Source organism: Pseudomonas sp. B2M1-30 (assembly GCF_025447575.1).
Classification (GTDB): Bacteria; Pseudomonadota; Gammaproteobacteria; order Pseudomonadales; family Pseudomonadaceae; genus Aquipseudomonas; species Aquipseudomonas botevensis.
Genome location: NZ_JAOEJT010000008.1, coordinates 55,440 through 81,285, shown reverse-complemented (window position 1 = coordinate 81,285; position 25,846 = coordinate 55,440). Strand labels below are relative to the sequence as shown.

Annotated in this window: 25 protein-coding genes; 10 read left to right on the top strand and 15 right to left on the bottom strand. The window is 58.6% G+C overall.

From position 1 onward, the window contains the following. Nucleotides 1-393 precede the first annotated feature (393 nt). From N8H74_RS16950 to N8H74_RS16920, 7 genes are all read right to left on the bottom strand, one after another. On the bottom strand, nucleotides 394-1,485 hold the full coding sequence (locus N8H74_RS16950) for a KAP family NTPase (RefSeq protein ID WP_262148975.1): 1,092 nt from the start codon (nucleotides 1,483-1,485) through the stop codon (nucleotides 394-396). Between the two features lie 363 nt (nucleotides 1,486-1,848). Next, nucleotides 1,849-2,181 carry a hypothetical protein gene (locus N8H74_RS16945; protein WP_262148973.1) on the bottom strand — a complete coding sequence of 111 codons (333 nt, stop codon included), beginning with the start codon at nucleotides 2,179-2,181 and terminating at the stop codon, nucleotides 1,849-1,851. A gap of 130 nt (nucleotides 2,182-2,311) precedes the next feature. Further along, nucleotides 2,312-2,965, bottom strand: coding sequence for a DUF2931 family protein (locus N8H74_RS16940; RefSeq protein WP_262148971.1), 654 nt, complete (start codon nucleotides 2,963-2,965; stop codon nucleotides 2,312-2,314). Then, nucleotides 2,965-4,506 (bottom strand): DUF2235 domain-containing protein, encoded by a 1,542-nt coding sequence (locus tag N8H74_RS16935; protein WP_262148969.1) that lies wholly within the window; start codon nucleotides 4,504-4,506, stop codon nucleotides 2,965-2,967. Before N8H74_RS16935 ends, N8H74_RS16940 begins: the two co-directional genes overlap by 1 nt. 129 nt (nucleotides 4,507-4,635) lie before the next feature. Then, on the bottom strand, nucleotides 4,636-4,998 hold the full coding sequence (locus N8H74_RS16930) for a hypothetical protein (protein WP_262148967.1): 363 nt from the start codon (nucleotides 4,996-4,998) through the stop codon (nucleotides 4,636-4,638). 473 nt (nucleotides 4,999-5,471) lie between these two features. After that, on the bottom strand, nucleotides 5,472-5,885 hold the full coding sequence (locus N8H74_RS16925; protein WP_262148966.1) for a hypothetical protein: 414 nt from the start codon (nucleotides 5,883-5,885) through the stop codon (nucleotides 5,472-5,474). Nucleotides 5,886-6,249: 364 nt separating this feature from the next. Next, complete coding sequence (locus N8H74_RS16920) at nucleotides 6,250-6,780, bottom strand: DUF4863 family protein (RefSeq protein ID WP_262148964.1); 531 nt, start codon at nucleotides 6,778-6,780, stop codon at nucleotides 6,250-6,252. Nucleotides 6,781-6,905: 125 nt separating this feature from the next. On the opposite strand from N8H74_RS16920, the gene N8H74_RS16915 reads away from it, so the two are divergent. Continuing rightward, entirely contained in the window at nucleotides 6,906-7,895 is a 990-nt protein-coding gene (locus N8H74_RS16915; RefSeq protein WP_262148962.1) for a LysR family transcriptional regulator, read from the top strand. Here N8H74_RS16915 and dapF read toward each other — a convergent pair. From dapF to N8H74_RS16900, 3 genes are all read right to left on the bottom strand, one after another. Continuing rightward, nucleotides 7,881-8,696 carry a diaminopimelate epimerase gene (gene dapF, locus N8H74_RS16910; protein ID WP_262148960.1) on the bottom strand — a complete coding sequence of 272 codons (816 nt, stop codon included), beginning with the start codon at nucleotides 8,694-8,696 and terminating at the stop codon, nucleotides 7,881-7,883. The genes N8H74_RS16915 and dapF overlap by 15 nt on opposite strands. 93 nt (nucleotides 8,697-8,789) lie before the next feature. After that, nucleotides 8,790-9,713 carry a sel1 repeat family protein gene (locus N8H74_RS16905; RefSeq protein ID WP_262148958.1) on the bottom strand — a complete coding sequence of 308 codons (924 nt, stop codon included), beginning with the start codon at nucleotides 9,711-9,713 and terminating at the stop codon, nucleotides 8,790-8,792. Between the two features lie 131 nt (nucleotides 9,714-9,844). Further along, nucleotides 9,845-10,729 (bottom strand): LysR family transcriptional regulator, encoded by an 885-nt coding sequence (locus tag N8H74_RS16900; protein WP_262148956.1) that lies wholly within the window; start codon nucleotides 10,727-10,729, stop codon nucleotides 9,845-9,847. 133 nt (nucleotides 10,730-10,862) lie between these two features. On the opposite strand from N8H74_RS16900, the gene N8H74_RS16895 reads away from it, so the two are divergent. Continuing rightward, nucleotides 10,863-12,509 (top strand): GMC family oxidoreductase N-terminal domain-containing protein, encoded by a 1,647-nt coding sequence (locus N8H74_RS16895; protein ID WP_262148954.1) that lies wholly within the window; start codon nucleotides 10,863-10,865, stop codon nucleotides 12,507-12,509. Nucleotides 12,510-12,608: 99 nt separating this feature from the next. Next, nucleotides 12,609-14,231, top strand: coding sequence for an MFS transporter (locus N8H74_RS16890; RefSeq protein WP_262148953.1), 1,623 nt, complete (start codon nucleotides 12,609-12,611; stop codon nucleotides 14,229-14,231). A gap of 64 nt (nucleotides 14,232-14,295) precedes the next feature. Here N8H74_RS16890 and N8H74_RS16885 read toward each other — a convergent pair whose 3' ends face one another. Continuing rightward, on the bottom strand, nucleotides 14,296-14,658 hold the full coding sequence (locus N8H74_RS16885; RefSeq protein WP_217833587.1) for a DUF427 domain-containing protein: 363 nt from the start codon (nucleotides 14,656-14,658) through the stop codon (nucleotides 14,296-14,298). Nucleotides 14,659-14,817: 159 nt separating this feature from the next. Beyond that, nucleotides 14,818-16,218, bottom strand: coding sequence for a serralysin family metalloprotease (locus N8H74_RS16880; RefSeq protein ID WP_217833586.1), 1,401 nt, complete (start codon nucleotides 16,216-16,218; stop codon nucleotides 14,818-14,820). 286 nt (nucleotides 16,219-16,504) lie between these two features. Here N8H74_RS16880 and N8H74_RS16875 point away from each other — a divergent pair, with 286 nt between their 5' ends. The 4 genes from N8H74_RS16875 to N8H74_RS16860 all read left to right on the top strand — a co-directional run bounded on the left by N8H74_RS16875 (nucleotide 16,505) and on the right by N8H74_RS16860 (nucleotide 19,839). Further along, nucleotides 16,505-18,448 carry a DNA topoisomerase III gene (locus tag N8H74_RS16875; RefSeq protein WP_262148951.1) on the top strand — a complete coding sequence of 648 codons (1,944 nt, stop codon included), beginning with the start codon at nucleotides 16,505-16,507 and terminating at the stop codon, nucleotides 18,446-18,448. A gap of 46 nt (nucleotides 18,449-18,494) precedes the next feature. Then, nucleotides 18,495-18,998, top strand: coding sequence for a GNAT family N-acetyltransferase (locus tag N8H74_RS16870; protein ID WP_262148949.1), 504 nt, complete (start codon nucleotides 18,495-18,497; stop codon nucleotides 18,996-18,998). Nucleotides 18,999-19,043: 45 nt separating this feature from the next. Further along, complete coding sequence (locus N8H74_RS16865; protein WP_217833583.1) at nucleotides 19,044-19,334, top strand: hypothetical protein; 291 nt, start codon at nucleotides 19,044-19,046, stop codon at nucleotides 19,332-19,334. 175 nt (nucleotides 19,335-19,509) lie between these two features. After that, nucleotides 19,510-19,839: a hypothetical protein gene (locus tag N8H74_RS16860; RefSeq protein ID WP_217833582.1), complete on the top strand. Its 330-nt coding sequence runs from the start codon at nucleotides 19,510-19,512 to the stop codon at nucleotides 19,837-19,839. 121 nt (nucleotides 19,840-19,960) lie between these two features. On the opposite strand, the gene cynR is transcribed toward N8H74_RS16860, so the two are convergent. Then, the gene (cynR, locus tag N8H74_RS16855) at nucleotides 19,961-20,848 is read right to left on the bottom strand and encodes a transcriptional regulator CynR (protein ID WP_262148947.1); all 888 of its coding nucleotides are present in this window, start codon (nucleotides 20,846-20,848) and stop codon (nucleotides 19,961-19,963) included. Nucleotides 20,849-20,967: 119 nt separating this feature from the next. On the opposite strand from cynR, the gene cynS reads away from it, so the two are divergent. The 3 genes from cynS to N8H74_RS16840 all read left to right on the top strand — a co-directional run bounded on the left by cynS (nucleotide 20,968) and on the right by N8H74_RS16840 (nucleotide 22,423). Then, nucleotides 20,968-21,435, top strand: coding sequence for a cyanase (cynS, locus tag N8H74_RS16850; protein ID WP_262148945.1), 468 nt, complete (start codon nucleotides 20,968-20,970; stop codon nucleotides 21,433-21,435). A 79-nt stretch (nucleotides 21,436-21,514) separates the two neighbouring features. Further along, nucleotides 21,515-21,751 (top strand): DUF2790 domain-containing protein, encoded by a 237-nt coding sequence (locus N8H74_RS16845; RefSeq protein ID WP_217833579.1) that lies wholly within the window; start codon nucleotides 21,515-21,517, stop codon nucleotides 21,749-21,751. Between the two features lie 12 nt (nucleotides 21,752-21,763). Next, nucleotides 21,764-22,423: a carbonic anhydrase gene (locus N8H74_RS16840; protein WP_217833578.1), complete on the top strand. Its 660-nt coding sequence runs from the start codon at nucleotides 21,764-21,766 to the stop codon at nucleotides 22,421-22,423. 65 nt (nucleotides 22,424-22,488) lie between these two features. Here N8H74_RS16840 and N8H74_RS16835 read toward each other — a convergent pair whose 3' ends face one another. Both N8H74_RS16835 and glsB read right to left on the bottom strand, forming a co-directional pair. Continuing rightward, on the bottom strand, nucleotides 22,489-23,991 hold the full coding sequence (locus N8H74_RS16835) for an aldehyde dehydrogenase family protein (RefSeq protein ID WP_262148943.1): 1,503 nt from the start codon (nucleotides 23,989-23,991) through the stop codon (nucleotides 22,489-22,491). 114 nt (nucleotides 23,992-24,105) lie between these two features. Next, nucleotides 24,106-25,014, bottom strand: a complete 909-nt coding sequence (gene glsB, locus N8H74_RS16830) for a glutaminase B (RefSeq protein ID WP_262148941.1) — start codon at nucleotides 25,012-25,014, stop codon at nucleotides 24,106-24,108. Nucleotides 25,015-25,846 lie beyond the last annotated feature (832 nt).

Sequence of the window (25,846 nt, the reverse complement as noted above, 5' to 3'; positions counted from 1 at the left end):
GAATGGGTTCAGGTATGCCGTCGCCCACTTCCGATGCTGGCTATCGAGCCTGAGCAACCCAAACTGGAATAACTTTTCTGGTCGAAAGCCGCTACCAATGAGAGGCATCTTTCGGCGCAAAACTGAATCAATATCGACAGGTTAATACTCATGAATTATGGGATATTGAAGATTGATATTTTATTTATCGCGGCATGAAGTGTTTTTTTCTATCCCCTCTGTGGCTGCGAGAAAATAGCACTTTGCAAAAGTCACCTTCCGGCAATTTTGAATATTCATCATCACTCATTAACAAGGCCTTTATCCACCTCAAGCTGAAATGAAGCTCGTGCGGAAACCTCTTATCGTCTGACTCATCATAATTAAGTGCGGCATATACCTCCGAGTAAGATACTACCCCTTGCTTAATTCGGAGAATAGCGTGGGATGTGTTACTTTAATAACGCAGAGCGCAATGAACAGTCCAATGATCTCATCATTAGGTATACGGCCAGACATAGACGTAATGACATAGTTACTAAAAGCTCTTTCCATCTGCCTCAAAGTCATATTTAGGTGGTCGCCCAACGCAGCCATTAAAATGCTTACATCATCTTTGTGGGCGACGTCATGGGCTTCCGCTAAAAATTCGCAATATATAGATACGGTGCTTTTGTCGCTGTATCCTTTTAGAGGCAGCTCCGCTTCAATTGTAAAGAATTTTTGCAAGTATGTATGTGAATCTATATTCGCACCATAAGTCGCGCGGATAGACTCTTGCAACTGGACTTTATTAACTACCAATACAAATGTAATATTTTTTACAGAAAACATATGTTTGATTTTTTCAAGCATTTCAACGGCGAATGACGGACGACATCTGTCTAGCTCGTCAATGATGATTATTAGCGAGTGATCACTATTCTGTTCTAATAGCGCTGGGATAGTTGAAAGGTATTTTTTGAAATTAACTATCGATGCATATTCGCTTTTGTGATTGATAAGCCTCGCCTTTATATAGTCTTCTGCGCTCTTGCTGACATCAACGCCTGCCCCCTCAGTCGCCTTGTCTAAATCTTTAAAATCATCACCGCTGATCAATCCAGCAGTTGCGGCTCTGATACCTACTTTCGTTCCTATGGAAAGAAGGTGTGCACCTACATGTTTTGCCTTGTTTAAAAAAACCTCAGTTTTGTCTTTTGGTATTTTTTGCTGCACATAATCAGTGATCGCGCCAGCTACAACCATAAAAGCATCGTCTACGTAATCTGACGCGAATGCATCAATGTAAATATTAGGTACATTGCTCTCATCTAATAGCGTTTGCCAAGCTCTAACAAAGGATGTTTTACCCTCCCCCCAATGACCGTTGAGACTGATCACTAGAGGGTCATTTGTTTTACGAACTAGATTGGTGAGTGATTGTGCAAAAGGCTTTCTGTTGAATAGGTCTTTGCCGAAGCCTGTTGTGACGGTATTTTCATATGGCGGAATAATAAGGTTCATTTGCAGCTCCTTGTATGTAAAATCATTTATACGCTCAGCATATGCAGCGTCTGTGTTTTCACGAACTTACATTGAAATTTCTGGAAAAAGCCACTAGAACTGCTGAGGTGGTCAAAGTTTCGAATAAATATCCCCCTGGAAGCAATATGCACATCTCAGCGTCTGATAGTAGAACAATCGCTGTAACCTAGTATTTCCTTGCTTTAACAACGATTGTTCCATGCTGAGCTAGCTTGCGTCACTGGCCAGAATTGCCGTTTCACGGGAGGTCGCTTCTGGCCGGAAGCGGACGGTCAGGAGTTGCAGCTACCGGCTAAAGCAGTCACTCAGAATCTTCAAAACAAGGGGCGATTCAGGCGGTGATTATTTCGTGAAGCGAGTTTCCAGAACTCGGCCAGATGTTTCATCTATTCGGCAGTCGAATCCAGAAAAATTTCCTACCCAAAGAGGCGCCTCGTTCGTTACACCGGTATAGGCATCCACGGCCCCCATGCCAATACCTGGCGCTCGCCAAAGTAGATTGCCTGACGAGTCGTAGCAAAAAAAATTCTGCGCCGGAGCATTCCTATCGAAGGCCATCCAATCAAACGTCACCAGCACCCGCTCGTTGACCAATACGGCTTCAAGGGCAGGATATTCAACCTCAAAGCGTATTCCCATTCCTAAAATCCAGTAACCGCTAACTGTCAGTTGCATACGCTCTCGTCCTGCAAGTCGCCCCTAGTTTCGTAGAAGCTTGGAGTGGCCGCCTCTGGCCGAAAGCGCCCCCTCAAAAATGGAAACTATAGCCAACTGACGCCGCCCATCAGTCTTGGAGGCATCAAGCTCACCAACTCCCGTAAGGAATGCCGAATTTCTCGATATAGCGCTTGGACTTTTCACTCACAGGATAGGCATAGCGCCCTTCATTCTCACCTTGATCAGGACCCAAGGGTTCAATCTCCGCTTGGGCTCGGGCAACTTTGACGGGGTGGTGGCAGTAGTCTCTGACCCAGATTTGGACAACGCCACCAGGAGCCAAACCCAGATAAACCGAGGAAATGTAGGTGGCCCTTTTATTTGGCGTTTTCGGGCATCGCTGATTGACCGAAGTCAGCATCAGTTGTCTGGCCTCTTCTGGGATATCCACCCACGCTCGATAGGTCTGAGACTCCACGATGGATTGCCAGCGAACAAAGATTCGCTTGGGTAGATCGGCACCTACCACAGCTTTTGCGGACGCCCCCACGCCGTCCCAACCTCGAGCGGACTCCGTTCCATCTTCCGGTTGCCCGCCTGATGCGGATCCCCCGCCCGTGTGGAAGAAAGTTTTCCCGTTTATGTCTTCCACAGCGGAGTCCTCCACCCACACTTTCATGTAGTAGGGTTCGGTAAAGCCGAGTTCCCACCATGGAGACTTCGGGTCGTTCTTTGCGGATAGAGGATCAGCATGGCAACCGGCTACCAACACTGCGCCTAGCAGGAAAGCAAATAATCTCATTACCAAAGCGTCCAATCAGGTACGTGCGGGTGTTTCACTCGTATTGCATCTGGCGTTGGGGCGTTGATGTAAACCGCAGTCAGGCCACTTCCATCCCTTCGGCCAAGAGGATGGTTCCAATTGGCGGATGTATGAATGTACTTGAGTTTGAGGATTCGCTCCTCTTGCGGTGTGGTGCTGTAGTCGCCAGCGATGAACCGATCGCTCATAGCCTGTAATTCATCAGGAATTGCAAATGCAGCACTCGCGGGGATGTCGTTGAAACGAACGCCTTTGGCCTTCGCCTGCTGATGCATCACACGTAGGCAAACCCTCGATAACATTCCACTCACCGGGCGCTTGAGTTGCACGGCGGCATAGACACGTTTTACACGCGGACTAAATCGATCCTGTGGACTGTTCGGCATCAGCAGTGCTGGCGGCGTGACGATTTCCAGCATTTCAGAGGGCCAACCTTTGGCTAACCATTGATTTCTTAAAGTCACGGCATCTTGGTAAATCGAAGTAGAGACGACATCCGTGTTGAGAGATACCACAAGCGTTTGCATCGGACTGATGAGCACGCATTCTTCAGCCTCCTTGAGATACCCCCCACCGATATCAGAATGAACACCCGGCAGGACGATTTCCTGATGATCTGGCGACACCCGACTGAGGGCGAAATTGCCTCTGCATTCATCCCGCGCCACCAGTTGGATGACATCAGTAAAAAAGCGTCGATCCAGATAGAGCTTGATACCTGTCGCAACGGGGCTTTTGATGTTACCCAAGTTGGACCAGCCGGCAATCGAGGGCACAGTGTCAAACAAGCCAATAAAGCCCATGTTGATGTCGCGCTGGTATTGATCGTCGAAAGTCGGACTGAAAAGGTCTGAATTACTGCGAAGAATATTGCGCAAGGGGCCTTGCTTGGTGCGCACGACCTCATTGGCAAAATGTCGAGCAGCTGCGGCGCCGCGACTGAATCCGAAAGTGTCGAAGGTCAAGGAGACAATTTCACTGTCTGGATTTTTTTCGAGTACTTCATTGATACGCTGTTCAATCAACGCGAAGGAGGACTGAACGCGTCCAGCAACACCCGTTTCACCTCGCCCGGTGCCCATCCCCAAGGTGCTGTCTCCTTCACCGGATCGGGTGCCGATACCTTCGACATACACCATACCGAATGCCTGTTTTTGCGACCCGTCGCCTTCCGCAATTTTGGAAGACTCATACAGATCACTCAGCTTCTTCACATTACTGACATCGTTCCCATAACTACTATCCGGATCACTCATATACGGCTTGCAGCTGGCATCGATGTCATTCGGTGCAATCGGATGATGCGCGCCGCACAGCAACCCGGCAGCCGCGTTGTTGGCGTTGTTACCGGTGCCATCGAAGAAGACGCCGATGCGCAGGGCGATGCCGGTTTTTTCGGGGGTGAGGGCCGGTTCTTTTCCGTGTTTTTCGTATTCAGCCCAGCGTTGGGCGTGGATGTCGACGGGTTTGGCTTCGGCGTAGCGATGGTTTTTCGGCGGGTTGGGTACGTAGCCACTCAATCCTTGATTCCTCTGTTCTGATCCTTGAACAACGGGCCGAAGGGTGACAGTCGGGGCCATGTGGCGCAAGGCGTAGCCCTCTGCCAGCATTGGTGACGCTGGGCTGCGCTTGTCACCCTTCGGAGTGGGTTAGTCGTTTATCTCCACGTGGTCCAGCGCCTGATTCACGGCGAGTTCCGCGACCATCACGACCTGCGCAATGCCCAGGGCCGTTTTGCGGTGCGAAGTGTCGAGCGTGGCGGCGAAGTTGTTGAGCATTTCGGTGGCTGAACCGAGGGTTTCGCTGGCGTTGGCGAGCAGGGATTCGGTGTTGTATTTCGGGTTGGCGAGGTACATGGGTTCCGGCTCCTGGACGGCGGGCGCGAACAATGATGGCCGGATGAGGTAGTGATCGAGGGCGCGTTCTGCGGCTTCGTGAAATGTCTTGGAGCCAGCAGATTCGTAGGGGGACGTTTCGTCGACCTCAGGCGGATTCGGCGTTGGTTTTTTCATGGTGAAACTCCTAATTGGTCAAAAGGAGCCTTCACTCTCGCTACCAAACGAGGGTGGCGGCCAATACGCGGGTTGGTAGACCGGTAACTAGGAACCCGGCGCACCCGAGGGTGCCCTGCGCATGGCCACCATTAAGCACAGACCTGACCAGGCCTGCGAACGATGCGCTATGCGACTAGTTATGACGGGCTACCAAACCCGATCACTGTTTTTCAGTGACCCGGAAACGATAAAACCCGTGCTCTAGACGCACAAGCCGGCGGATTCTGGCGCAGTCGTAGGCGATGGCGCAAGGCGTTGTAGCCTATGACTTCAAAACATGGCGGAATTTAAACAACAATAAACATTTTAATAAAATCCGATCCCGAACAGGTAGAGCAACAATCCTTACCAAAACTTTCATTTCAAATACAAAACAGCCTCAACTGTTACCAATCGAGGCCATTTCTCGTTTCCAAGGAATTCTAGCGACTCTAATTCCTTGTATCTAACCCACCATAAATATTTGCACTACTCTGCGATGAGTTCCTATTACTGTAAGTCGTGTTATATCCACCATAGGGATTTGCACTACTTTGCGACGTACGACCATCGCTGTAACTGGTATTCTCCCCGCCATAAATATTCCTGCTGCTGGTCGAGGTGGTTCCATTGTTGTACCGGGTGTCATAGCCGCCATAAGGATTGGCACTGCTTTGCGAAGTGAGACCGTTACTGTAGCGGGTGTCTACTCCGCCATAAATGTTCTTGCTGCTGGTCGATGTTGTTCCATCGTCATAGCTGCAGTTCTGGCCACCGTAGGGATTGGCGCTGCAGCTATCCGCCAAGGCTTGATATACAGGCGCAATGAATAAAAGCGAACCCAACAAAGCAACCTTAATTTTCATGAAAAATCCCTGAGAAAACTCAATCACTGAAAAATCATTAAACCACTCGACCACACCCAAGTGATCGAAGGTGTTGGCACGCAACAAAAATGAAAATTGAGTGGATAGCGCTCCTTATTCAATAACAAACATACTAAAACTTAACCTACTGCCTACCTAGAGGGTGGCAGCCTGCCATTATTCATACAGACTGGGCACCTGAAACTAAGTTTCTGCTGGAAATGACTATTTTTTTATGAGCCGCAGGATGAACTTATTTCTCAATAACCTATCGTTTTCACCCTTGGCGTGATGTGGTGAAGGAACGGACGTCTTCGTGGGCAAGCCCACTCCCACGAAAGGAAATTGGCGTCGGGCAGATGATCTATTTCGGCGCTTCAATGTCGTAGGAAATCCGCCCCGACGGCAGAAAGAAAAACGCAATCAACGCCCCTCCCCTGACCTCGGGATAGTGGTGGCTACCCGGCGCCGGGGCGGTCCAGCCAGCATGGCACCAGCCCTGTGGCCCCATCAGCGCGGCGTCGGGTTCCAGCGGAACAACGAGGTTGAATTCACCATAGGGGTGCAGGTGGTAGTCACCGCGAAAGGTGTGTTCGGGCGTACGACTGCCTTCGCGCGGGTCGATGTAGACGGTAGTCAGGCTGAAGAAATGGTTTTGCTCGCTTGGCTCCATCAAGCGGCTTCGGCGGTAATGCGGGCCGCTGATTTGCTGGTCGGCGGCCCAACCGTTGGCAACACCGGACTTGATGAGTCGGGCCAAGTCTTCGTACAGCGGTGTGCCGGGGCCGTGATGGGTATTGAGCCAGTTTTCCATGTCCGGCCCGGGGGTCCTGTCTTTGATCGTGGCAAGGAAAGCGACGGTTTTCTCTATCAGTGTTTCGCGCTCGTTGCGCATGTATCACCTCAGGCATTTCGATGTGAATGACGTGAGGTGATTTTTGCGTTCCCGATCGGACCTCCGGAAGTGCAATATCGGCACATTGAAAATGCATGGCGTGCATGCGGGGTCAAGAATCGGGGATGGCGATGAGAAATCTGGATTTGAATCTGCTGCGGGTGTTCGACGCGGTGATCCGCGAGCGCAATGTGTTGCGAGCCGGTGAGGCGATCAATCTGAGCCCGTCAGCGGTGAGTCATGCGCTGTCGCGCCTTCGCTCGTTGCTCAATGACGAGTTGTTTGTGCGCACGGTCACCGGCATGGAGCCGACGGTGCGAGCGCTGGAGATGGCGCCGCTGGTGCGCGATGCGTTGATGGCTATTGAGCGCGCGGTGGGGCTGAGTGAGTTCGACCCCGGCGTCACCGACCGGCAGTTCTGCATTGCCGCCACCGACCATCTGACAGCGGTGGTGTTGCCGCATGTTCTGCGCGCGGTGTCACGCGATGCGCCGCAGGCCAGTATCACCGTGGTGCCCGCCAGCCGGATCGACTTGACCGCGCAGATCGACGTGGGTCGGGTGGATATTGCGCTGGGTTGCTTTTCCAGCCTGCCCCATCGGCTGCGCGAACAGGTGTTGTTCGAGGAGGTGGATCAATTAGTGGTGAACGCGGATCACCCGTTGGCGAGCAGCGACATCACACTGGCGGCGCTGGCCGGGCTGCCGTTGTTGGCGGTGTCCACTGGCGGTTCGGAGGACGGCTCGCTGTCCGAGCGCGGGTTGACGCGACGCATGGAAATGTTCGACCGGAAAACACTGACGGTGGCGTTCGATTCGATTGGCCAATCACCGAATTTCAAACTGATTCAGCCGCACTTTCTGGCCATCCCCAGCCTGTTGGCAGGTTCGGACATGGCGGCGATCGTGCCGGCCTCCCTGGCGAAGCTGTTCGAGCAATCGGGAAATCTGCGTGGGTTTGAGTTGCCTTGGCCCTCCCCGCCACGCGCCGTGCAAATGGTCTGGCATGAACGTCAGGCCCGCGACCCCGGGCATGCCTGGTTGCGCCAAACTCTGGCAAGTGCTGCGCGCCAAGTGGTCGAGGTGACATCCTGCACAGCCTCAGCCGCGCAATAAGTTGTCGGCGATGGTTCCCGAGAAAACGGCCTGTACCGGCCCACTGAGCACAACCGATCCGCGCCCATCCCACTGCACCGTCACGCTTCCGCCATCGCACTCGACCTCAACGCTATTGTCGAGTAAGCCACGTCGAATACCGTTGACCGCCGCGCCACAACAGCACGAGCCGGAGCCAAGCGGAATGCCGCCGCCGCGTTCCCAGATGCGCAACCGAATATGCTGGCGGTCGATGATCTGGACGAAATGCACATTGGTCTTGAGGGGAAACAGCGGGTTGGTTTCCAGCGTCGGGCCGAGGGTGGCGATGTCGATGGCGCTCAGGTCGTCGACGAAAAACGTGCAATGGGGATTGCCCATGCTGCAGGCGGCGGGGACGCCGGCCAGGGGTAGCACGGTGGTGTCCATTTCCCGGGCCAGGGGAATCTCCGACCAGCCGAACAACGGCTGTCCCATGGAGACGGAAATACGCTCGGCTGACGTCCGCTCGCAGGTCAGCAGGCCACGGGCGGTGCGCAGGGTGACCGACGTCCGGTTGGCCTCGCGCATCAGCCTGTCCGCCGCGCCGCGAGTGGCGCTGCCGCACACGTCCAGTGGCGAACCATCGGCGTTCCAGAACACCAGGCGCGCGTCGGCGTCCTCGCAATCAAGCAATACCGCCACTTGATTGAAGCCGATGCCCAGGTGGCGATCGCCCATTCGCCGAGCCAGTTCAGAGGTGACTGGACTGGTGGTATTTCGCGCATCCACCACGATGAAGTCATCGCCATTGGCGTGCATTTTATGAAAGCTGATGGGCATCGATCGATCCTTGAACTACGGTTTGGAAGTCGCCAAGTGCTATTCCGGTTTCCACGCTGCCACACCGGCCAGTCACACCTGGCGTTCAACAACTCAGTTGTTTTTGGCCGCCGCCCTTTCGTCTCTGAAGCGCTGCATCGGGGTCTTGCCGTCGGTCCTGACCATCGCGATGGCCTGATAGGTTTTCTGCTCCGGTGGCAGGATTGGAACGCCGGGGAATAGGTAATCGCTGAAGCCCTGCAGCGCTTGCTGGTCGAAATCTTTATTGCCTGAACTTTCCCGCAGAGAAATCGCCGGCACCAGCGAACCGGGGCTGTATTCCAGCTGTACCTGGATCGTTTTCCCGGCGGTAGCCGGTGTGATGATCTTTTCGAAGGCTTTCTCAATGCCCTTCATCTTTAACCTGAGGCCAACCTTCACCCTGCTGACAAACACATTGTTATAGCGCTGTTGCTGCTCGATGGTCATGACGACGCCCTTGTCGCGCAGTCGTTCGAGGCCTTTCCAGGGGGTTTCGCCGCCGGCAGTGCTGGCGTTGAAGTAATGGGTCAGCGCGCCCTGGAGATCCTGCGGCCCGCCCTTGCCCTCCTCCAGGTACTGCGCCAGTTTGAGTTCGATGTCGGTATTGCCGGGTTTGGCAACGGCACGCTGATAAAAATCTCTGGCCGCCACGAGATCCACCGGCCCGCCAATACCTTCTTCCGCCATGACGCCCAGGCGGCCGTAGGCTTGAGGGTCGTCCTCGGCGACGGACAGATAAATGTCTTTGGCGCGGGGGATGTCCTGCGGCACGGCGCGGCCAAACTCGTAGATTTTGCCGAGGACCATTTTGCAGCCGTTGTCGCGCCTGGCGTAATAACGAAGGTCGTCGAGCTCAAGCTCGCTGAGCGATGTCCGTTCCAGATAAGGAAAGCAATGGAAGATCGGGTATTCAACGGCAATCGGGTTGGGTCCGCCGAAGGGTTTGCAACCCGCAATGAGGGCGGTGAGCGAAAGTACGGCAACAACCTTGTTCATGAAGTGCATCCGTGGAAATCGTTCGAACATCATCGGCCGCTATCGAGAAAAAATGAGCCTGCGATGAATCCTGTGAGAGTGAGAGTGGGCTTGCTGGCGAAGGCCAAGCGTTGCCCCCAAAGAGGCTGGGATCAGCCAAGCAGCAAACGGCGCTCCGCCTCGCACAACCCCACCACATAATCCCAGACCACCCGCAGCCGTACCGACTTGTGCAGCTCACGCCGCGTGCTGATCCAGTAACTGCGTTCGATGCCCTCCTCCGGCAATAAAGGCACCAGATCAGGATCGCCAGCCGCCATGTAACAAGGCAGCACCGCAATCCCCAATCCCGAGCGTGCGGCCTGCTGCTGGGCGATGACGCTGGTGCTGTGGAAGACCACGCGCGGGTTGCGGCAGAAGCTGTTGAGGAACATCAGTTCCTGGCTGAACAGCAGGTCGTCGACGTAGCCGATCCAGGCGTGACGGCCGAGGTCTTCGCGGCTGCGCAGCGGCGGCGCGTGGTCGAGGTAGGCCTGGCTGGCGTAGAGCGCGAGGCGATAGTCGGTGAGTTTGCGGGTGACGAGCATGTCGGCCGCCGGGCGTTCGAGGTGGATGCTGATTTCCGCCTCACGGTTGAGGATGCTGACGAAGCGCGGCACCGCCACCAGTTCCACTTCCAGCCCTGGATAGCGCTCGAACAGGCCGATCATGCGGCTGGCGAGGAACATCACACCGAGGCCTTCGGTGACGCCGACGCGGATCTTGCCCAGCGGCGCGGTGGATTGGGTGATTTCTTCCTGGGCCAGCAGCGCGACGTTTTCCATGGCCTCGGCGTGCTTGAGCAGCGCCTCCCCCGCCGGGGTCATTTCGTAGCCCTGGGCGTGCTGCACGAACAGCGCGGTGCCGAGGCTCTTTTCGATGGCTTCGATATGCCGCGCCACGGTGGCGTGGGTGGTGTTGAGCCGGCGCGCGGCGGTGAGCAATCGGCCGCTGCGCTGCAACTCGAGAAAGAACCGCAGGTCATTCCAGTCGAACATCGCTTGTCCTTGTCGGCTATCGTCAACGAACGCTGTTTGAAAACGCACAGCGGCTGCGCAAAAACTAACATTCTTTTAACGAAAGCTAACAACTAGGATGACCCTCAACAAAAACAAGAAGCGAGGTCAGGGAATGCAGACTTCCCTTGATGAATACGACTACATCGTGGTCGGCGCCGGGCCGGCCGGGTGTTTGCTGGCCAATCGACTGTCGGCGGACCCGCAACAGCGCGTGCTGTTGCTCGAGGCCGGCGGGCGCGACAACTATCCGTGGATTCACATCCCCGTGGGTTACCTGTTCTGCATCGGCAACCCGCGCACCGACTGGTGCTTCAAGACCGAAGAACAACCGGGCCTCAACGGCCGCAGCCTGAGCTATCCACGCGGCAAGGTGCTCGGCGGCTGTTCCTCGATCAACGGCATGATCTACATGCGCGGCCAGGCCAACGACTACGACGGCTGGGCGGCCGAGGGCAATCCGGGCTGGGCCTGGAACGACGTGCTGCCGCTGTTCATCAAGAGCGAAAACCACTTTGCCGGTGCCGCCGAATTTCACGGTGACCAGGGTGAGTGGCGGGTTGAGCGTCAGCGCCTGTCATGGCCGATTCTCGACGCCTTCCGCAGCGCCGCCGAACAGAGCGGCATTGCCAGCATCGATGACTTCAATCAGGGCGATAACGAAGGTTGCGGCTACTTTCAGGTCAACCAGAAGGCCGGTGTGCGCTGGAACGCAGCGAAGGCTTTTTTGAAGCCGATTCGCGACCGGGCCAATCTGACGGTGCTGACCGACGTCGAAGTGGATCGCGTGCTGTTCGACAACGGTCGCGCAGCGGCGGTCAGCGCGCGTTGCCAGGGTCAGCTGAAGCGCTTCAAGGCGCGCAAGGAGATCGTGTTGTGCGCGGGGTCCGTGGGTTCGCCGAGCATTTTGCAGCGTTCCGGAATTGGCCCGCGTCCGTTGCTGGAGCGCCTCGGCATCGGTGTCAGCCATGAGCTGCCGGGGGTCGGCGGCAATCTGCAGGATCACCTGCAACTGCGTCTGATCTATCAACTGGAAAACGCCCGCACCCTGAACCAGATCGCCGGCAGTGTGTGGGGCAAGATGGGCATGGGCCTGCGCTATCTGTATGACCGCAGCGGGCCGCTGTCGATGGCGCCGAGTCAGTTGGGCGCGTTCGCCCGCTCGGGGCCGGAACAGACGTCGGCCAATCTTGAATATCACGTCCAGCCGTTGTCGCTGGAGCGCTTTGGCGAGCCGTTGCACAGCTTTCCGGCGTTCACCGCGTCGGTCTGCGATTTGCGTCCGCAGAGCCGTGGCCGGGTGGAGATTCGCTCCGCTGATCCGCAGGCCGCGCCACTGATTCAACCCAATTATCTGAGTCATCCCGAAGACCTGCGCGTGGCCGCCGACGCGATCCGCCTGACCCGACGCATCGTCAGCGCCCCGGCCCTGCAAGCGTTCAAACCGGTGGAGTACCTGCCCGGCACCAGCCTGCAAAGCGAAGAGCAACTGCACGAAGCAGCGGCGAAGATCGGCACGACGATTTTCCATCCGGTCGGCACCTGCCGCATGGGCAACGACGCCGAGGCGGTGGTCGATGCGCAACTACGCGTGCATGGCGTGCCCGGTTTGCGGATCGCCGATGCCTCGATCATGCCGCGCATCACCTCGGGCAACACCTGTTCGCCTACGCTGATGATTGCCGAAAAAGCGGCGCAACTGATCCTCAACCCGGACACAAGAACCATCACGGCGAAACAGGAACTGGCCCATACCCTGTAGAAACCGAAAAACCCTGCATCAGCTTCACGGACATCGCGCATCACCCGGAAACGCAACACCAGTGGAACAACAAAAACAATCACTGTGAGGGATACCGATATGTCAGAACATGCTCAGCCCATGGCCGCCACGCTCAGCGCGGACGCCAGCCCCGATACGCGCAAAGTCATCTTCGCCTCGTCCCTGGGGACGGTGTTCGAGTGGTATGACTTCTTCCTCTACGGCGCCCTCGCGGCGGTGATCAGCAAGCAGTTTTTCGCCGGGGTCAACGACACCACGGCGTTCATTTTCGCGCTGATGGCGTTCGCGGCGGGGTTCATCGTGCGGCCGTTCGGTGCGCTGGTGTTCGGGCGACTGGGGGACATGATCGGGCGCAAATACACCTTCCTCGCCACGATCATCCTGATGGGCGTGGCGACTTTCGCCGTGGGCCTGCTGCCGACCTACGCCAGCATCGGCATCGCCGCGCCGATCATTCTGGTGCTGTTGCGCATGCTCCAGGGCCTGGCGCTCGGTGGCGAATACGGCGGTGCCGCAACTTACGTGGCGGAGCACGCGCCGATCGGCAAACGCGGTTTCCACACCAGCTGGATTCAATCCACCGCGACCCTCGGCCTGCTGCTGTCGCTGCTGGTGGTGCTCGCCTGCCGCTACTTCACCGGCGATCAGTTCGAGGTCTGGGGCTGGCGCATTCCGTTCCTGCTGTCGATCGTGCTGCTGGGCATTTCCACCTGGATTCGCCTGAGCCTGCACGAGTCGCCGGCGTATCTGAAAATGAAAGAGGAAGGCAAGACCTCCAAGGCGCCGATCCGCGAATCCTTCGGCAAATGGGAAAACCTCAAAGTGGTGCTGATTGCGCTGTTCAGCATCAACGCCGGGCAAGCGGTGACCTTCTATGCCGCGCAGTTTTATGTGCTGTTCTTCCTCACGCAGTTTCTGAAAATGGACCCGGCGGTGGCCAACAGCCTGCTGATTATCAGTGTGGTGATCGGCGCGCCGTTCTTCATCATTTTCGGCTGGCTGTCGGACAAGGTCGGGCGCAAACCGGTGCTGATGCTCGGCCTGCTGCTGGCGACGGCGCTGTACTTCCCGATCTTCAAATCCCTGGCCCACTACGCCAACCCTGCGATTGACCAGGCCAGCCGCCAGGCGCCGATCACCGTAATGGCTGACCCGGCCACCTGCACCTTTCAATTCGATCCGGTGGGCAAGGCCAAATTCGACAGCCCGTGCGACAAGGTCAAAACCTTCCTGGTCAAGCAGGGCCTGCCCTACGAAAGCGCCGCCGCCCCGGCCGGCAGCGCCGTACAGGTAAGCGTCGGCGACGTGAAACTCGACGGCTTCGACGAAGCCGCCCTGCGCGGCGCCATCACCCTGGCCGGCTACCCGCAACAGGCCGACATGCAGCAGATCAACAAACCGATGATCGTCGCCCTCATCGTCGCGCTGATCGTCATCTCGGCCATGTGCTACGGCCCGCTCGCGGCGCTGATGGTCGAACTGTTCCCGACCCGCATCCGCTACACCTCGATGTCCCTGCCCTACCACATCGGCAACGGCTGGTTCGGCGGCTTCCTGCCAACCGTATCGTTCGCGCTGGTGGTATACACCGGGGATATTTTTTACGGCTTGTGGTATCCGGTCTTGATTACCGGCGTGAGCCTGGTGGTGGGGATGATTTGTCTGCGGGAGACGAAGAATATCGATCTGGACAAGAACTGAGATCCGCTGAACACCGTTGAGGCGAGGTGGCTGACACCCTCGCCTCAATGTCGTATCGCTGCCGTCAGTCCTTGATCACCTCGAACTTCACCTGATCCGGATAAAACGCCACGTAGTCGCGAATCGCCGCGACCGAGACTTTCGGGTGTTCGTAGGTCCACACCGCATTCGCACTCTCGTGCCCCGGCACCTGCAAGGTGAAGTAATTGGCGTCGCCCTTGTACGGGCAGTAGCTGGTGTGGTCGGTGCGGGCGAAGTATTTTTCGTCGATGTCTTCGCGCGGGACGTAGTACACCGGGGGGTAGTTGGCTTCGTTGAGGATCAGCGCATGGGAGGATGCCGCGACCTGGATGCCGTGGAATTTCACCAGCAGGCAACCTGAGAGTTCTTCGAGGGCGATGACGGGACTTGGGCCTGGGCGTTTCATCGGTTTCTCCTGAATACGGCAAAGAGACCGGTTCAGGTATAACTCATGGGCTGCGATTGCGCCGGGTTCGCGGCTGAACGGTTGACTCCAACTTCCAAAGCCCCTCATCGGAACGCCGCCCAGCCCTCTCCCAAAGGGAGAGGGCCGCTCTAGCGGGCATCACGCAACAATATCAGTCGCCACCGCCTGCCCGACCACGCCCACGGCGAAGTCCACCGAACCCTGTCCGGTCAGATCGATCATCAGGCTGGTCTGATGGGTCTGCTCGAAGTAGGTAAGGATCGCGTCGCCCGCGTGCCCGGTGAAGCCGCTGACAAAATTCAGCGTCGCCGAGCCATTGGCGAAGCCGGCGATGCCCGACAGGTCGATCTTGTCCAGGCCGCTGGTGAAATCCATGATCCAGTCCGGCGCGGTCATGGTCGAATCGCTGGCCGCACCGAACACGAAGGTGTCGGCGCCCTCGCCACCCCACAGCGAATCACCGCCGCCACCGCCGTAGAGGATGTCGTTGCCCGCCCCGCCCACCAGATCGTTGGCCGCTGCGTTGCCGATCAGCAGATCATTTCCCGAACCGCCGATGGCGTTCTCCAGCGTCACGCCGTAGGCGATGGACACGTTGCCTACCAGCCCGCCGACATCGGAGAACGAACCTTCATTGAGGTTGATCTTCTGGTTCTGGCTGAAACCGGAGAAGTCCAGGGTATCGTTGCCGCCCCCGTCCCACACCGAAAACACCACTTTCGAGGCGTTCGACGTAGCGCTGTAGAAATCCCGCTCGGCGTTGGAATTAAACCCGTAAACGGTGTCGCCGGCACGGGTGTCCAGGTTGGCGCCATAGAGTTTCTGCACCGCCACGATGTCGTCCAGCAACGGCGCCGAAGCATAGGCGCCGCTGCCGTCCTTGCTGAAATTCTGGTCGGTGTTGGCTTCGCTCCAGTAGCTCATCAGGCTGTAGCCACGGGTGTCTTCGGCGTACTTGGCGTCGTTGTAGGTCGGGTTGCCGTTGCCGGCGTTGTAGGCGCCCGGGTGCGACAGGCCGAGGGTGTGACCGATTTCGTGGGTCAGGGTCTGGCGCCCGTAGTTGTTGGTGCCCGGCGTCTCGTTGACCCGATATTGGTCGTTGATCAGATACCACGACTGGCCGTCATAACTGCTGCCGCCCGGCAGGTAGGCAAACGCCGCGCCGCCGGTGCTGACGTCGTAGTTGCCGAATGTCATGTGGCCGTCGCCGCCGCTGCCTTCGCTGAAGGTCACATTGGCCACGTCCGACCACGATTGCATCGCCAACACCGCCTGGGCTTTTTGCAGCGCGCTGAACTCGCTGAAGTTGCCGAGTTTCGGGTTGTAGTTCGCCGGTTTCCCGGTCAGGAAGCTGTAGCTGAGATCAATCTTGCCGTCAGCGTTCTTGTCCTGCCACGACAGGCCCTTGCGCAGGATTTCATCAGCGGCCTGATCGGCGGTGAACGACGGTTTGCCGTTGACGGTTGCATTGCCGCCACGGTCATACAAATGGCTGAACGTGTCGACTTCGTCGTAGGCCTTGGATTTCACTCGGAGCATGGTGTACGTCCTTGTTTCAAAGTAGTCAGTGTCCGACAGACCACGCGATCTTCTGGCGAGATCGTCCTGTCACTCGTCCTTCACGGAAACCGGAAGGCACGGTGAACCTGACATGGCCGACCAGAAAGGCGCCAATCAATTTCTCGATAGCCCGACACCCTGTCCCGGTTTGCCACGACATCACCGGCAATCTTTTATCTGTATATCCATACAGATAAAAGTTGCTCCTGCGCCCGACTCCGGCCATTCTGTGCACCTCTGCGGGCAATGATCGACGATGGTGGTTATGCGGCTGTACCTCTGTGAAAAACCCTCCCAGGCCAAGGATATCGCGGCTGTGCTCGGTGCCCGGCGCCGAGGCGACGGCTGCTGGCTGGGGACGGACGTCACGGTAACCTGGTGCGTCGGCCACCTGCTGGAAACCGCCCCGCCAGACGCCTATGACGCCCGCTACAAGCGTTGGGTGCTGGCGGATCTGCCGATCATCCCCGACAAATGGAAAATGACCGTCAAGCCGCGCACCGCCAGCCAGTACAAAGCGGTGAAGCGTCTACTCGGCGAGGCCAGCGAACTGATCATCGCCACCGACGCCGACCGCGAGGGCGAGATGATCGCCCGGGAATTGGTGGAGCATTGCCGCTATCGCGGGCCGATCCGGCGCCTGTGGCTGTCGGCGCTGGACGAGGCATCGATCCGCAAGGCCCTTGCCGCGCTCAAGCCGGGCGCCGAGACGTTCAGCCTCTATCACTCGGCGCTGGGACGCTCCCGGGCCGACTGGCTGATCGGGATGAACATGAGCCGTCTGTTCACCCTGCTCGGCCGCCAGTCCGGGTATCAGGGTGTGCTGCCGGTGGGCCGGGTGCAGACGCCGACCCTGCGGCTGGTGGTGGATCGTGATCGCAACATCGCCGATTTCGTCCCGGTGCCGTATTGGGCCATCGATGTGCAATTGCTCCACGACGGCACGCCATTCACCGCTCAGTGGCGGGCGCCGGGCGATGCCTGTGACGATCAGGATCGCTGTCTCAATCAGGCGCTGGCTCAGCAAGCGGCGGCAGCAATCAGCAACGCCGCCAGCGCCCGGGTGGTCAAACTGCGCACCGAACGCATACGCGAAGTGGCGCCGCTACCCTTCGACCTCGGCACCCTGCAGGAGGTCTGCTCGAAGAAACTCGGCCTCGGCGCCCAGGAAACCCTCGACATCGCCCAGGCGCTCTATGAAACCTACAAAGTCATCACTTACCCGCGCAGCGACTGCGGCTACCTTCCGCTGAGCCAGCACAGCGAGGCACCGGGAATTCTCGCGGCGTTGCGTCAGGCCGACCCGAGCCTTGAAGCACTGCACGGGCATCTGGAACCGCAGCGTCGCTCCCGGGCCTGGAACGACGCCAAGGTCAGCGCCCACCACGGCATCATCCCCACCGCCGCCGCGAAAAACCTTGAACGTCTGACCGGCAAGCATCGCGCGGTCTACACGCTGATTCGCGCGCGCTATCTGGCGCAGTTCCTGCCCAACCATGAATACGACCGCACCCAGGCGGATTTCGACTGCGCCGGTGAAGCCCTGCGCGCGGTGGGCAAGCAGATCATCGAACCAGGCTGGAAACGCGCTCTGCCCGAAGCCCTGGCGCCGGCCAAGGGCCGTGAAGCACCGGCACCGCAAACCCTGCCGACACTGACCCAGGGCGCCGAGTGCGCGGTGGCCGACGTGAAGCTCAAGGATCTGTGGACGCAACCACCCAAGCCCTACACCGAAGGCGATCTGATCAAGGCGATGAAGAACGTCGCCAAACTGGTGGAAGATCCGCTGCTCAAGCAGAAACTCAAGGACACCACCGGCATCGGAACCGAGGCCACCCGCGCATCGATCATCCAGGGCCTGCTCGATCGCGGTTATCTGGTGAAGAATGGCAAGGCGCTGGCCGCGACACCGGCGGCGTTCAGCCTGATCGACGCGGTGCCCCGGGCGATCGCCGATCCCGGCACCACGGCGATCTGGGAGCAGGCACTGGACATGGTGCAGAGCGGTGAAATGAGCCTGGAAGAATTCGTCACCAAACAGGCAGCCTGGATGAGCAAGCAAGTGGCGCGGTGTGCCGGACTGAGCCTGAGCATCAGCGGCCCGCCTCCCGCCGGCAAGGCTGCCGCGCCATGGAAAAACAAGCGCAAATCCACCCGGCGCAAAACTCCGGCCACCGGCAAACGCACGGTGAAACCGAAGGCCGGTTAAAACGCGCTACTGTTTGTGCAAGGTGCATCCTTTCGGGAGTCCCGGCATGGCCGACATCGAACTGCTCGCTGCCCAGCGCGACGAACTGGACACCATCGAAAACCTGATGCAGTTCTACCTGTACGACTTCAGCGAATGGTTGCCGCTGAAACTGGCGGAACATGGTTTCTTCCGCGTCCAGTTCAAGGATGACTACTGGCGCCTCCCGGCCACCCGGCCGTTTCTGATCAGGGTCGACGGCGAACTGGCGGGATTCGTGACCGTGGATGACCACATTCACATCGAAGGCGCCGAGTACAACATCGGCTATTTCTTCATCAGCCGAAAATTCCGTGGCCAAGGCGTCGCGCAGTTTGTCATCTCTGCCCTCTTGAGCCGTTTCCCCGGTCGATGGCAGATTTTCCATATCGACGCCAACGTACCGGCCCGGCGCTTCTGGGCCGGACTCATCCCGGTGCTGAGCGGCGGCGAATTCACCTTGCAGCAACGGCTCGTCGACGGCTATCCGTGTACGTTCTACTGCCTGCGCAGCCCTTCCTCCGCCGTTTGAGCGGAACTTTTCTCATTCCAGAATGACTTTGTCCGACAATATGTAGTGCTCAAAAATAATCACTACAAAACCGTTGACGGCATCGTTTTGCTTTTGCATGATGCAGACGTCTCCCCGATCGGGAGCACTGGTAACACGCTTGAGCAAGCTCGTCTGACCGCCGAGCTGTTTTTTCCGGATACACGCTGCCCACAAGGCAGATTGAAGAAGCTGACCTGGCCTGAACGTCCAGTACAAGGACGAGAAGCGCTGGCGAAAATTCTCAAGACGCTTGTGGTCGACCCTGAAAACGTCGTCAAGGAGCCTCCCGGTTTTCGCTGCTTCTCCTCGTTGTGACGCTATTGCGTAGCAGTTATTCAACACGACTACATGCAACAGATGCATGACCCCGTACTTATCACGGGCGACCGCTGACGTCCTGGTTTCGGTGCCAGGGATCAACTAACCGATGGGCTACCTGTATTAGCGAATCAACTTTGAAAGATCACCAGACTGGTCAAGGGGCAAAATCATGAATCTGAACAATCAACCTACTATCGAAGAACTGGCTCGTATGTTCGCGGCGCAGAAAGACACGCTCGACAGCCATATTCTGTGGATCAGCAAGTCGGGTCAGGTGCATATCGACTGCCTGTCGCCCCACGCTGGTGAAGAAGAGTTCGACCGGAACAACCAGAACCTGCTGGCCCGCCTGAAGATGTACCGTCGCGGCCACGGCTATGTCGGCAAGAAAGCCGCAGCCGACAAGGACTTCATCGGTAATGTTCTGCAAACGCTGAAACAGGCGTGGGACTCGATGCAGAACAAGAACGAAGTTCGGGTGATTGATCGGTTCTGCTGAGTTGTAAGTTCTCTCTATATATAAAAAGGGCCTGCTTCTGTAATGGAAGCAGGCCCTTTTTTTATTCGCCTGAAAAGTTTGTGGTGACGGTTAGATCCGTCCCTCTTCCTCTGGGAGAGGGTCAGGGTGACGGCTGCTCCCGGCTTAACACCAATTCCAGAAACGCCACCGCCGCCGCACTGTGGTAATTGTTCTTGCGCCGCAACAACGCCGCCCCTCGCTGGGGCGCCTCGCTCTGCACCGCCAGCCTGCGCAACGCCCGATCCTGCGTGGCAATCGCCTCCGGCAACATGGTCGCGATCGGCGCATGACGCATCACTTCCAGCAACGTGCTCACCGAGTTCACCTCGATCTGCACTTTCGGCGTGATGCCGTGCTGACGAAAATACTCATCAATCGACAGCCGCGTAATGAAATCCGGCCCCAACAGGGCGAAGTCCAGTTGCGCGATGTCGCGCGGCGTCAGCACTGAAGTGCTGTCGTACAAAGGATGCTCACGCCCGACCATGATCCCCAGCGTCTCGACAAACGCCGGAATGCACTCGATCTCCGGGTTGCGCACCGGGGTGAAGGCAATCGCGATATCCAGCGAGTCGTCCGCCAGCCCAGCCTCGATGTCGTCCATCGACAGTTCGAAAATCTGCAGGCGAATCCCCGGGAAGCGCGCCACGTAATCACGCACCAGCGGCCCGACCAGATACGCCATGAACGTCGGCGTCATCGCCAGGCGCAGGCTGCCGCGAGACAGATCCTTCACGTCATGCAACGCACGCTTGCCCGCCTCCAGCTCCACCAGCACCCGCCGCGCACATTCGATGTAAGCCTCGCCGGCATCGGTGGGTTTGACCGAACGCGAAGTGCGGTCGAACAGGTTCACCCCAAGGCTTTCCTCCAACTGGCGAATCTGTTGCGACAAGGTCGGCTGCGACACATGCAGCGCCTCGGCCGCGCGGGTGAAGCCGCCGTGATCGGCCACGGCCAGCAGGTAACGCAAGTGTCGAAGCAGCATCGGGCACCCTATCTATAGGTGTTACTTATGCTTTGCATTGTATATCGATCTTGGACGCTATGGATCAATCGGCAGAAGATGAACCCACACCGCAAGCCAACTCCGATAGGAATGACACCATGCAACAGTCCCACGCTTACAACGATGCCAGCCTGGCCCTGACCACCCGCGTCCTGGACGCCAAGGCCCGCAAAAATCTGTCGTGGCAGGATCTGGCGGATGACACCGGCCTGAGCCTGGCCTACGTCACCGCCGCCCTGCTCGGCCAGCATCCGCTGCCGCAAGCCGCTGCCCAAGTGGTCGGCGACAAACTGGAACTGGACGCCGCCGACATCGCCGCCCTGCAAATCATCCCGCTGCGCGGCAGCCTCAGCGGTGTGCCGACCGACCCGACCATCTACCGCTTCTACGAGATGATCCAGATCTACGGCACCACCCTCAAAGCCCTGGTCCACGAACAATTCGGCGACGGCATCATCAGCGCGATCAACTTCAAGCTCGACATCAAGAAAGTCGAAGACCCGGAAGGCGGCTCCCGTGCCGTAGTCACCCTCGACGGCAAGTTCCTGCCACTGCGTCCGTTCTGATTCATCCCGGCCCGCACGCCGTGCGGGCCTCACCCAATCTCGATTGCACTTGTCACCACATTCGTCTGGAGGCTGCCCCATGCAAAAAATTCTGCTGACCCTGACCCTGATCGCCGGCCTGAGCACCCAGGCTCACGCCGCCGAGGAAGCTGTCGCCTATCGCTATGGAATGAATCTGGATATTGCCAAAGTCATCAGCATCACCCCGGTTGCCGATGTCTGCGGCGTGGTTCCGGTCGAAATGACCTACCTGGACAGCGACGGTGCCAAACACATTTTGCAGTACAGCGAATTCGGCAGCGGCTGCTCGAACTGAGAGGACAACACCATGAAAAACCTGATCGCAGGCTTCCTGAAATTTCAGAGCGAGGCGTTCCCGCAACGCACCGAACTGTTCAAACACCTGGCCACCACCCAACAGCCGGGGACGTTATTCATCACGTGTTCCGACAGCCGTGTCGTGCCGGAACTGCTGACTCAACAAGAACCCGGCGAGCTGTTCGTGATTCGCAATGCGGGCAATATCGTGCCGTCCTACAGCCCGCATCCAGGCGGGGTTTCGGCGACGGTGGAATATGCGGTGGCGGTACTCGGCGTGACCGATATCGTGATCTGCGGCCACTCCGATTGCGGTGCGATGACTGCGATTGCCCAATGCAAATGCATGGATCACCTGCCCGCCGTCAGCGGCTGGCTGCAGCACGCCGAGTCGGCGAAGGTGGTCAACGAGTCGCGGCCTCACGCCGATGACGCGGCCAGGCTGAGTTCGATGGTGCGGGAAAACGTGATCGCGCAACTGGCGAATATCCAGACACATCCAAGCGTACGCCTGGCGCAGGAGAAAGGTCTGCTCAACCTGCATGGCTGGGTGTACGACATCGAAACCGGTTCGATCGACGCCTTGAGCGCCGACCGGCGCACCTTTGTGTCACTGGCGCAGCAGCCCGCAACCTGCGCGGTTCAGGCAACATCGCTCGATGCTGCCTGAACCGGTTGGGTGGGACGATCACCCGTGGCGAGGGCGTTTGCACCCTCGCCACAGGCACGCTGAATTCAGCGCTTCACGCCAAGATCGATCTGGGTCATGCGGCTGCGTACAGTGAACACGCCGTCACCGGAGAGAATCGCGCTACGGGCGAACAACCGCCCGCTCTCCCAGTTCGAAAGCCCCAGTTCCGGCTTGTTCAGCGCGTACTGACCATCGACCCAGCGGGTGATGCCGTTGCCCACGAACGGCGCGTTGACCGCGCTGTAGAAACGCTCCTGCTCCGCTGCGTTCTCGCTGATCAGCGACACAGTGAACTGCGGGCTGTAGCGGTTGAACAGGGCAATCGCCTGATCCAGATCGTCGACAATCATCAGACTGACTTCCGGGGTTTCTTCCCATTCCCACTCGCGGCCCAACTGCGCTTCGGGCAATGGCTCGGCCTGCGCCTCGGTCTTGTAGCCTTCGGCGCGATAGACCTCGACCGTCGCGCTTTGCCATTCGTTCGACAGGAAACTTTCACTGCCCTCAACGATGTGCAACTTGCAGCCCTGACCGCGTGCGGTGCCGGCCTGCTGCAAGGCATCGAGGAACAGCGGCACCAGTTCGGCCGCGCGCTCGCGCTGGATCAGGCAGACGTTGAGGGTGTTGCAGACCTTGCGATCCAGAGAGTTGCGCACCACCGCCGCAAAGCGTGTGGCGTCGGCCTCGCGGTCGGCAATCAACCACGCACCGCCAGTGCCGTGGAGGCTGACGGCGGTGCCGGCCTGCTGGGCGATGCTGCCCAACTGACTGACCGCGCGGCCCGAGCCTCGAGCCACTGCCAGCGACAGGCGCCGATCGGCAAACATCGCCCAACCGGCGGCATGGTTGACGCTCTCTACCAGCGACACCGCGCCCGCCGGCAGACCGGCATCGGCCAGCGCCGGGTTCAGCGCATGGGTGACGATGGCCTGAGCGGTGCCCAGCGCATCGCTGCCAATGCGCAGCACGGCGGTGTTGCCGGTACGCAACACGCCAGCGGCATCGGCGAAGACGTTGGGCCGACCTTCGAACACAAACGCGACGATGCCCAGCGGCGACACCACCTGCTCGACCTTCCAGCCATCGTGCTCGACGCTGCTGATGACCTTGCCGCGCGTGGCCGGGGCATCACGCCAGGCCCGCAGGCCGGCGATCATGTCGCGGCGCATGCGTTCATCGGCGAGCAAACGGGTGGTGGAGCGACCGCGCGCCTTGGCCCGTTCGATGTCGGCAAGGTTGGCGGCTTCGATCAGCGCCCAGGCATCCGGGGTTTCCAGACGTTGGGCGAACAGATCGAAGAAGCGGCTGATGGCCTCGTCGGACACCGCCGACAACACCGTGAACGCCGCAGCGGCGCGTTCGATCGCCACGGCTGCCGCCTGTTGATCGGCCACGGGAATCAGCAACAGCTCGCCACTGACCTGCTCCACCAGCAGGTGATCGCCGGGTCGGAAGCGCTCAGCCAGTTCGGGGCTGACCACGGTGACGCGGTTACCAGCGAAAGGGATAGGCGTGCCAGCGACGAGACGTTCAAGCGCGAGAGACATGGAGCGGATTCATCCTGTGAGAAGCGGCCGAAAAATGTATAGCAATGCCCTCCCCCAAGGCAACACGGATCCTCCGGGGGAGTGGCGCTCTTCCCGCCTTATCCGGGGAGTCTGTCAGAACACCGACCAGCCGATCCGCGAGCTGAGCATTTCCAGTGCCGCCATGCCGGCCAGCGAATTGCCCGCCGCGTTGAGTTCCGGCGACCACACGCAGACGGTGAACTGCCCCGGCACCACCGCGACGATACCGCCGCCGACCCCGCTCTTGCCCGGCAGGCCGACGCGGTAGGCGAAGTTGCCCGCCTCGTCGTAGAGGCCGCTGGTGGCCATGATCGAGTTGACTTGCTGGGTCTGGCGCGGGGTGAGGATCTGTTCGCCGCTGTGTTTGCAGTAGCCGTCGTTGGCGAGGAAGCAGAATGCACGGGCCAGATCGATGCAGCTCATGCGCAGGGCGCAGTGGCTGAAGTAGCTGCGCAGCACCGCTTCGACGTCGTTGTGGAAGTTGCCGAAGGATTGCATCAGATAAGCCATCGCCGCGTTGCGCGCGCGGTGCTGGTATTCGGAGTCGGCGACCTTGCCGTCGACCATCACCTGCGGATTGCCCGACAGGCGCCGGACGAAATCGCGCATCGACAGCGCTGGCGCGGCGAACCGTGACTGATTGATGTCGCAGATCACCAGCGCCCCGGCATTGATGAACGGATTGCGCGGGCGGCCGCGCTCGAATTCCAGTTGCACCAGCGAGTTGAACGGCTGCCCGGACGGCTCGTGGCCCAGGCGCTCCCAGATCGCCTCGCCGGAATGTTCGATGGCCTGCACCAGGCTGAATACCTTGGAAATACTCTGCACCGAGAACAGGGTGTCGGCATCGCCGGCGCAGTACATTTCGCCGTCGTTGCCGTAGACGGCAATGCCCAGTTGGTTGGGCGGGACGGTGCCGAGGGCGGGGATGTAGTCAGCCACTTTGCCCTGCCCGATCAGGGGCCGGACGGCGTCAAGGATTTCGTTCAACAGGGCTTGCATGCCGGGTTCCGAAGTTTCGCCCCGGTGGGATTGCGGGGACACGGTGGCTAGACGCTTTTTTCGGGGGTTGGATCACACTGGTTTTTGGTGGGCGCTGCGGCCTCTGGGCCGGCAGGTTTTTTTTTGGGGGGGGTGGGGTGTATATCCGTTTCTGCGGGTGTTTTTGCTGGCGGTTTCGCCCTTACGGCGAGTCACCTTTTTCAGACGCCAAAAAGGTAACCCAAAAGGCTTGGCCCCGGCGTTCGGCTCCTCGCTGAGGCTCGGAGTTCCTTCGTTGCGGGATTCATCCGGGGGGCATCGCCTACGGTTTGCTTCGCTGCACCTCCTCTCGATGTGTTTGGCTGCGCCAAACGGTCGCTGCGCTCCCACCCCCGGATAAATCCCTCCACTCAGCCTGCCGAAGGGGCCGGCACGGCAAGATCAAGAGCGGTACTCGAGCTAACGCTCATTGTGTTGAGTGGTGAGAAGCAGGGGCGGACGGCTTTGGCTTTGGCTTTGGCTTTGGCTTGTGCTTTGGCTTTTGCTTGTGCTTTGGCTTTTCTGTGGGAGTGGGCGTGCCCGCAAGGCGGCCTTCGGGCCGACCTGGTTTTGGCGGGTGTACGCCTTCTTTACTGCCATATCGGTCAGTCCCCTCTTCCTCTGGGAGAGGGCTAAGGTGAGGGCAGCGATTCTGAGGGTGCTGGAGAACTATCTGAACCCATGGTTTCAACAGCCTCCTCTGCCATGTATCGCACTGTATCCACCCCAGCCGCAGACACACGATCCCGATAAATCCCCCTCCCCCGCGACACATCCCCGATACACCCCGGGCGTCAAATGAATCTGTCGATCG

Bases quoted from the DNA above. Each gene is read 5' to 3' on its own strand.
- N8H74_RS16950 (WP_262148975.1), bottom strand. From the start codon at position 1,485: ATGAACCTTATTATTCCGCCATATGAAAATACCGTCACAACAGGCTTC.
- N8H74_RS16945 (WP_262148973.1), bottom strand. From the start codon at position 2,181: ATGCAACTGACAGTTAGCGGTTACTGGATTTTAGGAATGGGAATACGC.
- N8H74_RS16940 (WP_262148971.1), bottom strand. From the start codon at position 2,965: ATGAGATTATTTGCTTTCCTGCTAGGCGCAGTGTTGGTAGCCGGTTGC.
- N8H74_RS16930 (WP_262148967.1), bottom strand. From the start codon at position 4,998: ATGAAAAAACCAACGCCGAATCCGCCTGAGGTCGACGAAACGTCCCCC.
- N8H74_RS16925 (WP_262148966.1), bottom strand. From the start codon at position 5,885: ATGAAAATTAAGGTTGCTTTGTTGGGTTCGCTTTTATTCATTGCGCCT.
- N8H74_RS16920 (WP_262148964.1), bottom strand. From the start codon at position 6,780: ATGCGCAACGAGCGCGAAACACTGATAGAGAAAACCGTCGCTTTCCTT.
- N8H74_RS16915 (WP_262148962.1), top strand. From the start codon at position 6,906: ATGGCGATGAGAAATCTGGATTTGAATCTGCTGCGGGTGTTCGACGCG.
- dapF (WP_262148960.1), bottom strand. From the start codon at position 8,696: ATGCCCATCAGCTTTCATAAAATGCACGCCAATGGCGATGACTTCATC.
- N8H74_RS16905 (WP_262148958.1), bottom strand. From the start codon at position 9,713: ATGAACAAGGTTGTTGCCGTACTTTCGCTCACCGCCCTCATTGCGGGT.
- N8H74_RS16900 (WP_262148956.1), bottom strand. From the start codon at position 10,729: ATGTTCGACTGGAATGACCTGCGGTTCTTTCTCGAGTTGCAGCGCAGC.
- N8H74_RS16895 (WP_262148954.1), top strand. From the start codon at position 10,863: ATGCAGACTTCCCTTGATGAATACGACTACATCGTGGTCGGCGCCGGG.
- N8H74_RS16890 (WP_262148953.1), top strand. From the start codon at position 12,609: ATGTCAGAACATGCTCAGCCCATGGCCGCCACGCTCAGCGCGGACGCC.
- N8H74_RS16885 (WP_217833587.1), bottom strand. From the start codon at position 14,658: ATGAAACGCCCAGGCCCAAGTCCCGTCATCGCCCTCGAAGAACTCTCA.
- N8H74_RS16880 (WP_217833586.1), bottom strand. From the start codon at position 16,218: ATGCTCCGAGTGAAATCCAAGGCCTACGACGAAGTCGACACGTTCAGC.
- N8H74_RS16875 (WP_262148951.1), top strand. From the start codon at position 16,505: ATGCGGCTGTACCTCTGTGAAAAACCCTCCCAGGCCAAGGATATCGCG.
- N8H74_RS16870 (WP_262148949.1), top strand. From the start codon at position 18,495: ATGGCCGACATCGAACTGCTCGCTGCCCAGCGCGACGAACTGGACACC.
- N8H74_RS16860 (WP_217833582.1), top strand. From the start codon at position 19,510: ATGAATCTGAACAATCAACCTACTATCGAAGAACTGGCTCGTATGTTC.
- cynR (WP_262148947.1), bottom strand. From the start codon at position 20,848: ATGCTGCTTCGACACTTGCGTTACCTGCTGGCCGTGGCCGATCACGGC.
- cynS (WP_262148945.1), top strand. From the start codon at position 20,968: ATGCAACAGTCCCACGCTTACAACGATGCCAGCCTGGCCCTGACCACC.
- N8H74_RS16845 (WP_217833579.1), top strand. From the start codon at position 21,515: ATGCAAAAAATTCTGCTGACCCTGACCCTGATCGCCGGCCTGAGCACC.
- N8H74_RS16840 (WP_217833578.1), top strand. From the start codon at position 21,764: ATGAAAAACCTGATCGCAGGCTTCCTGAAATTTCAGAGCGAGGCGTTC.
- N8H74_RS16835 (WP_262148943.1), bottom strand. From the start codon at position 23,991: ATGTCTCTCGCGCTTGAACGTCTCGTCGCTGGCACGCCTATCCCTTTC.
- glsB (WP_262148941.1), bottom strand. From the start codon at position 25,014: ATGCAAGCCCTGTTGAACGAAATCCTTGACGCCGTCCGGCCCCTGATC.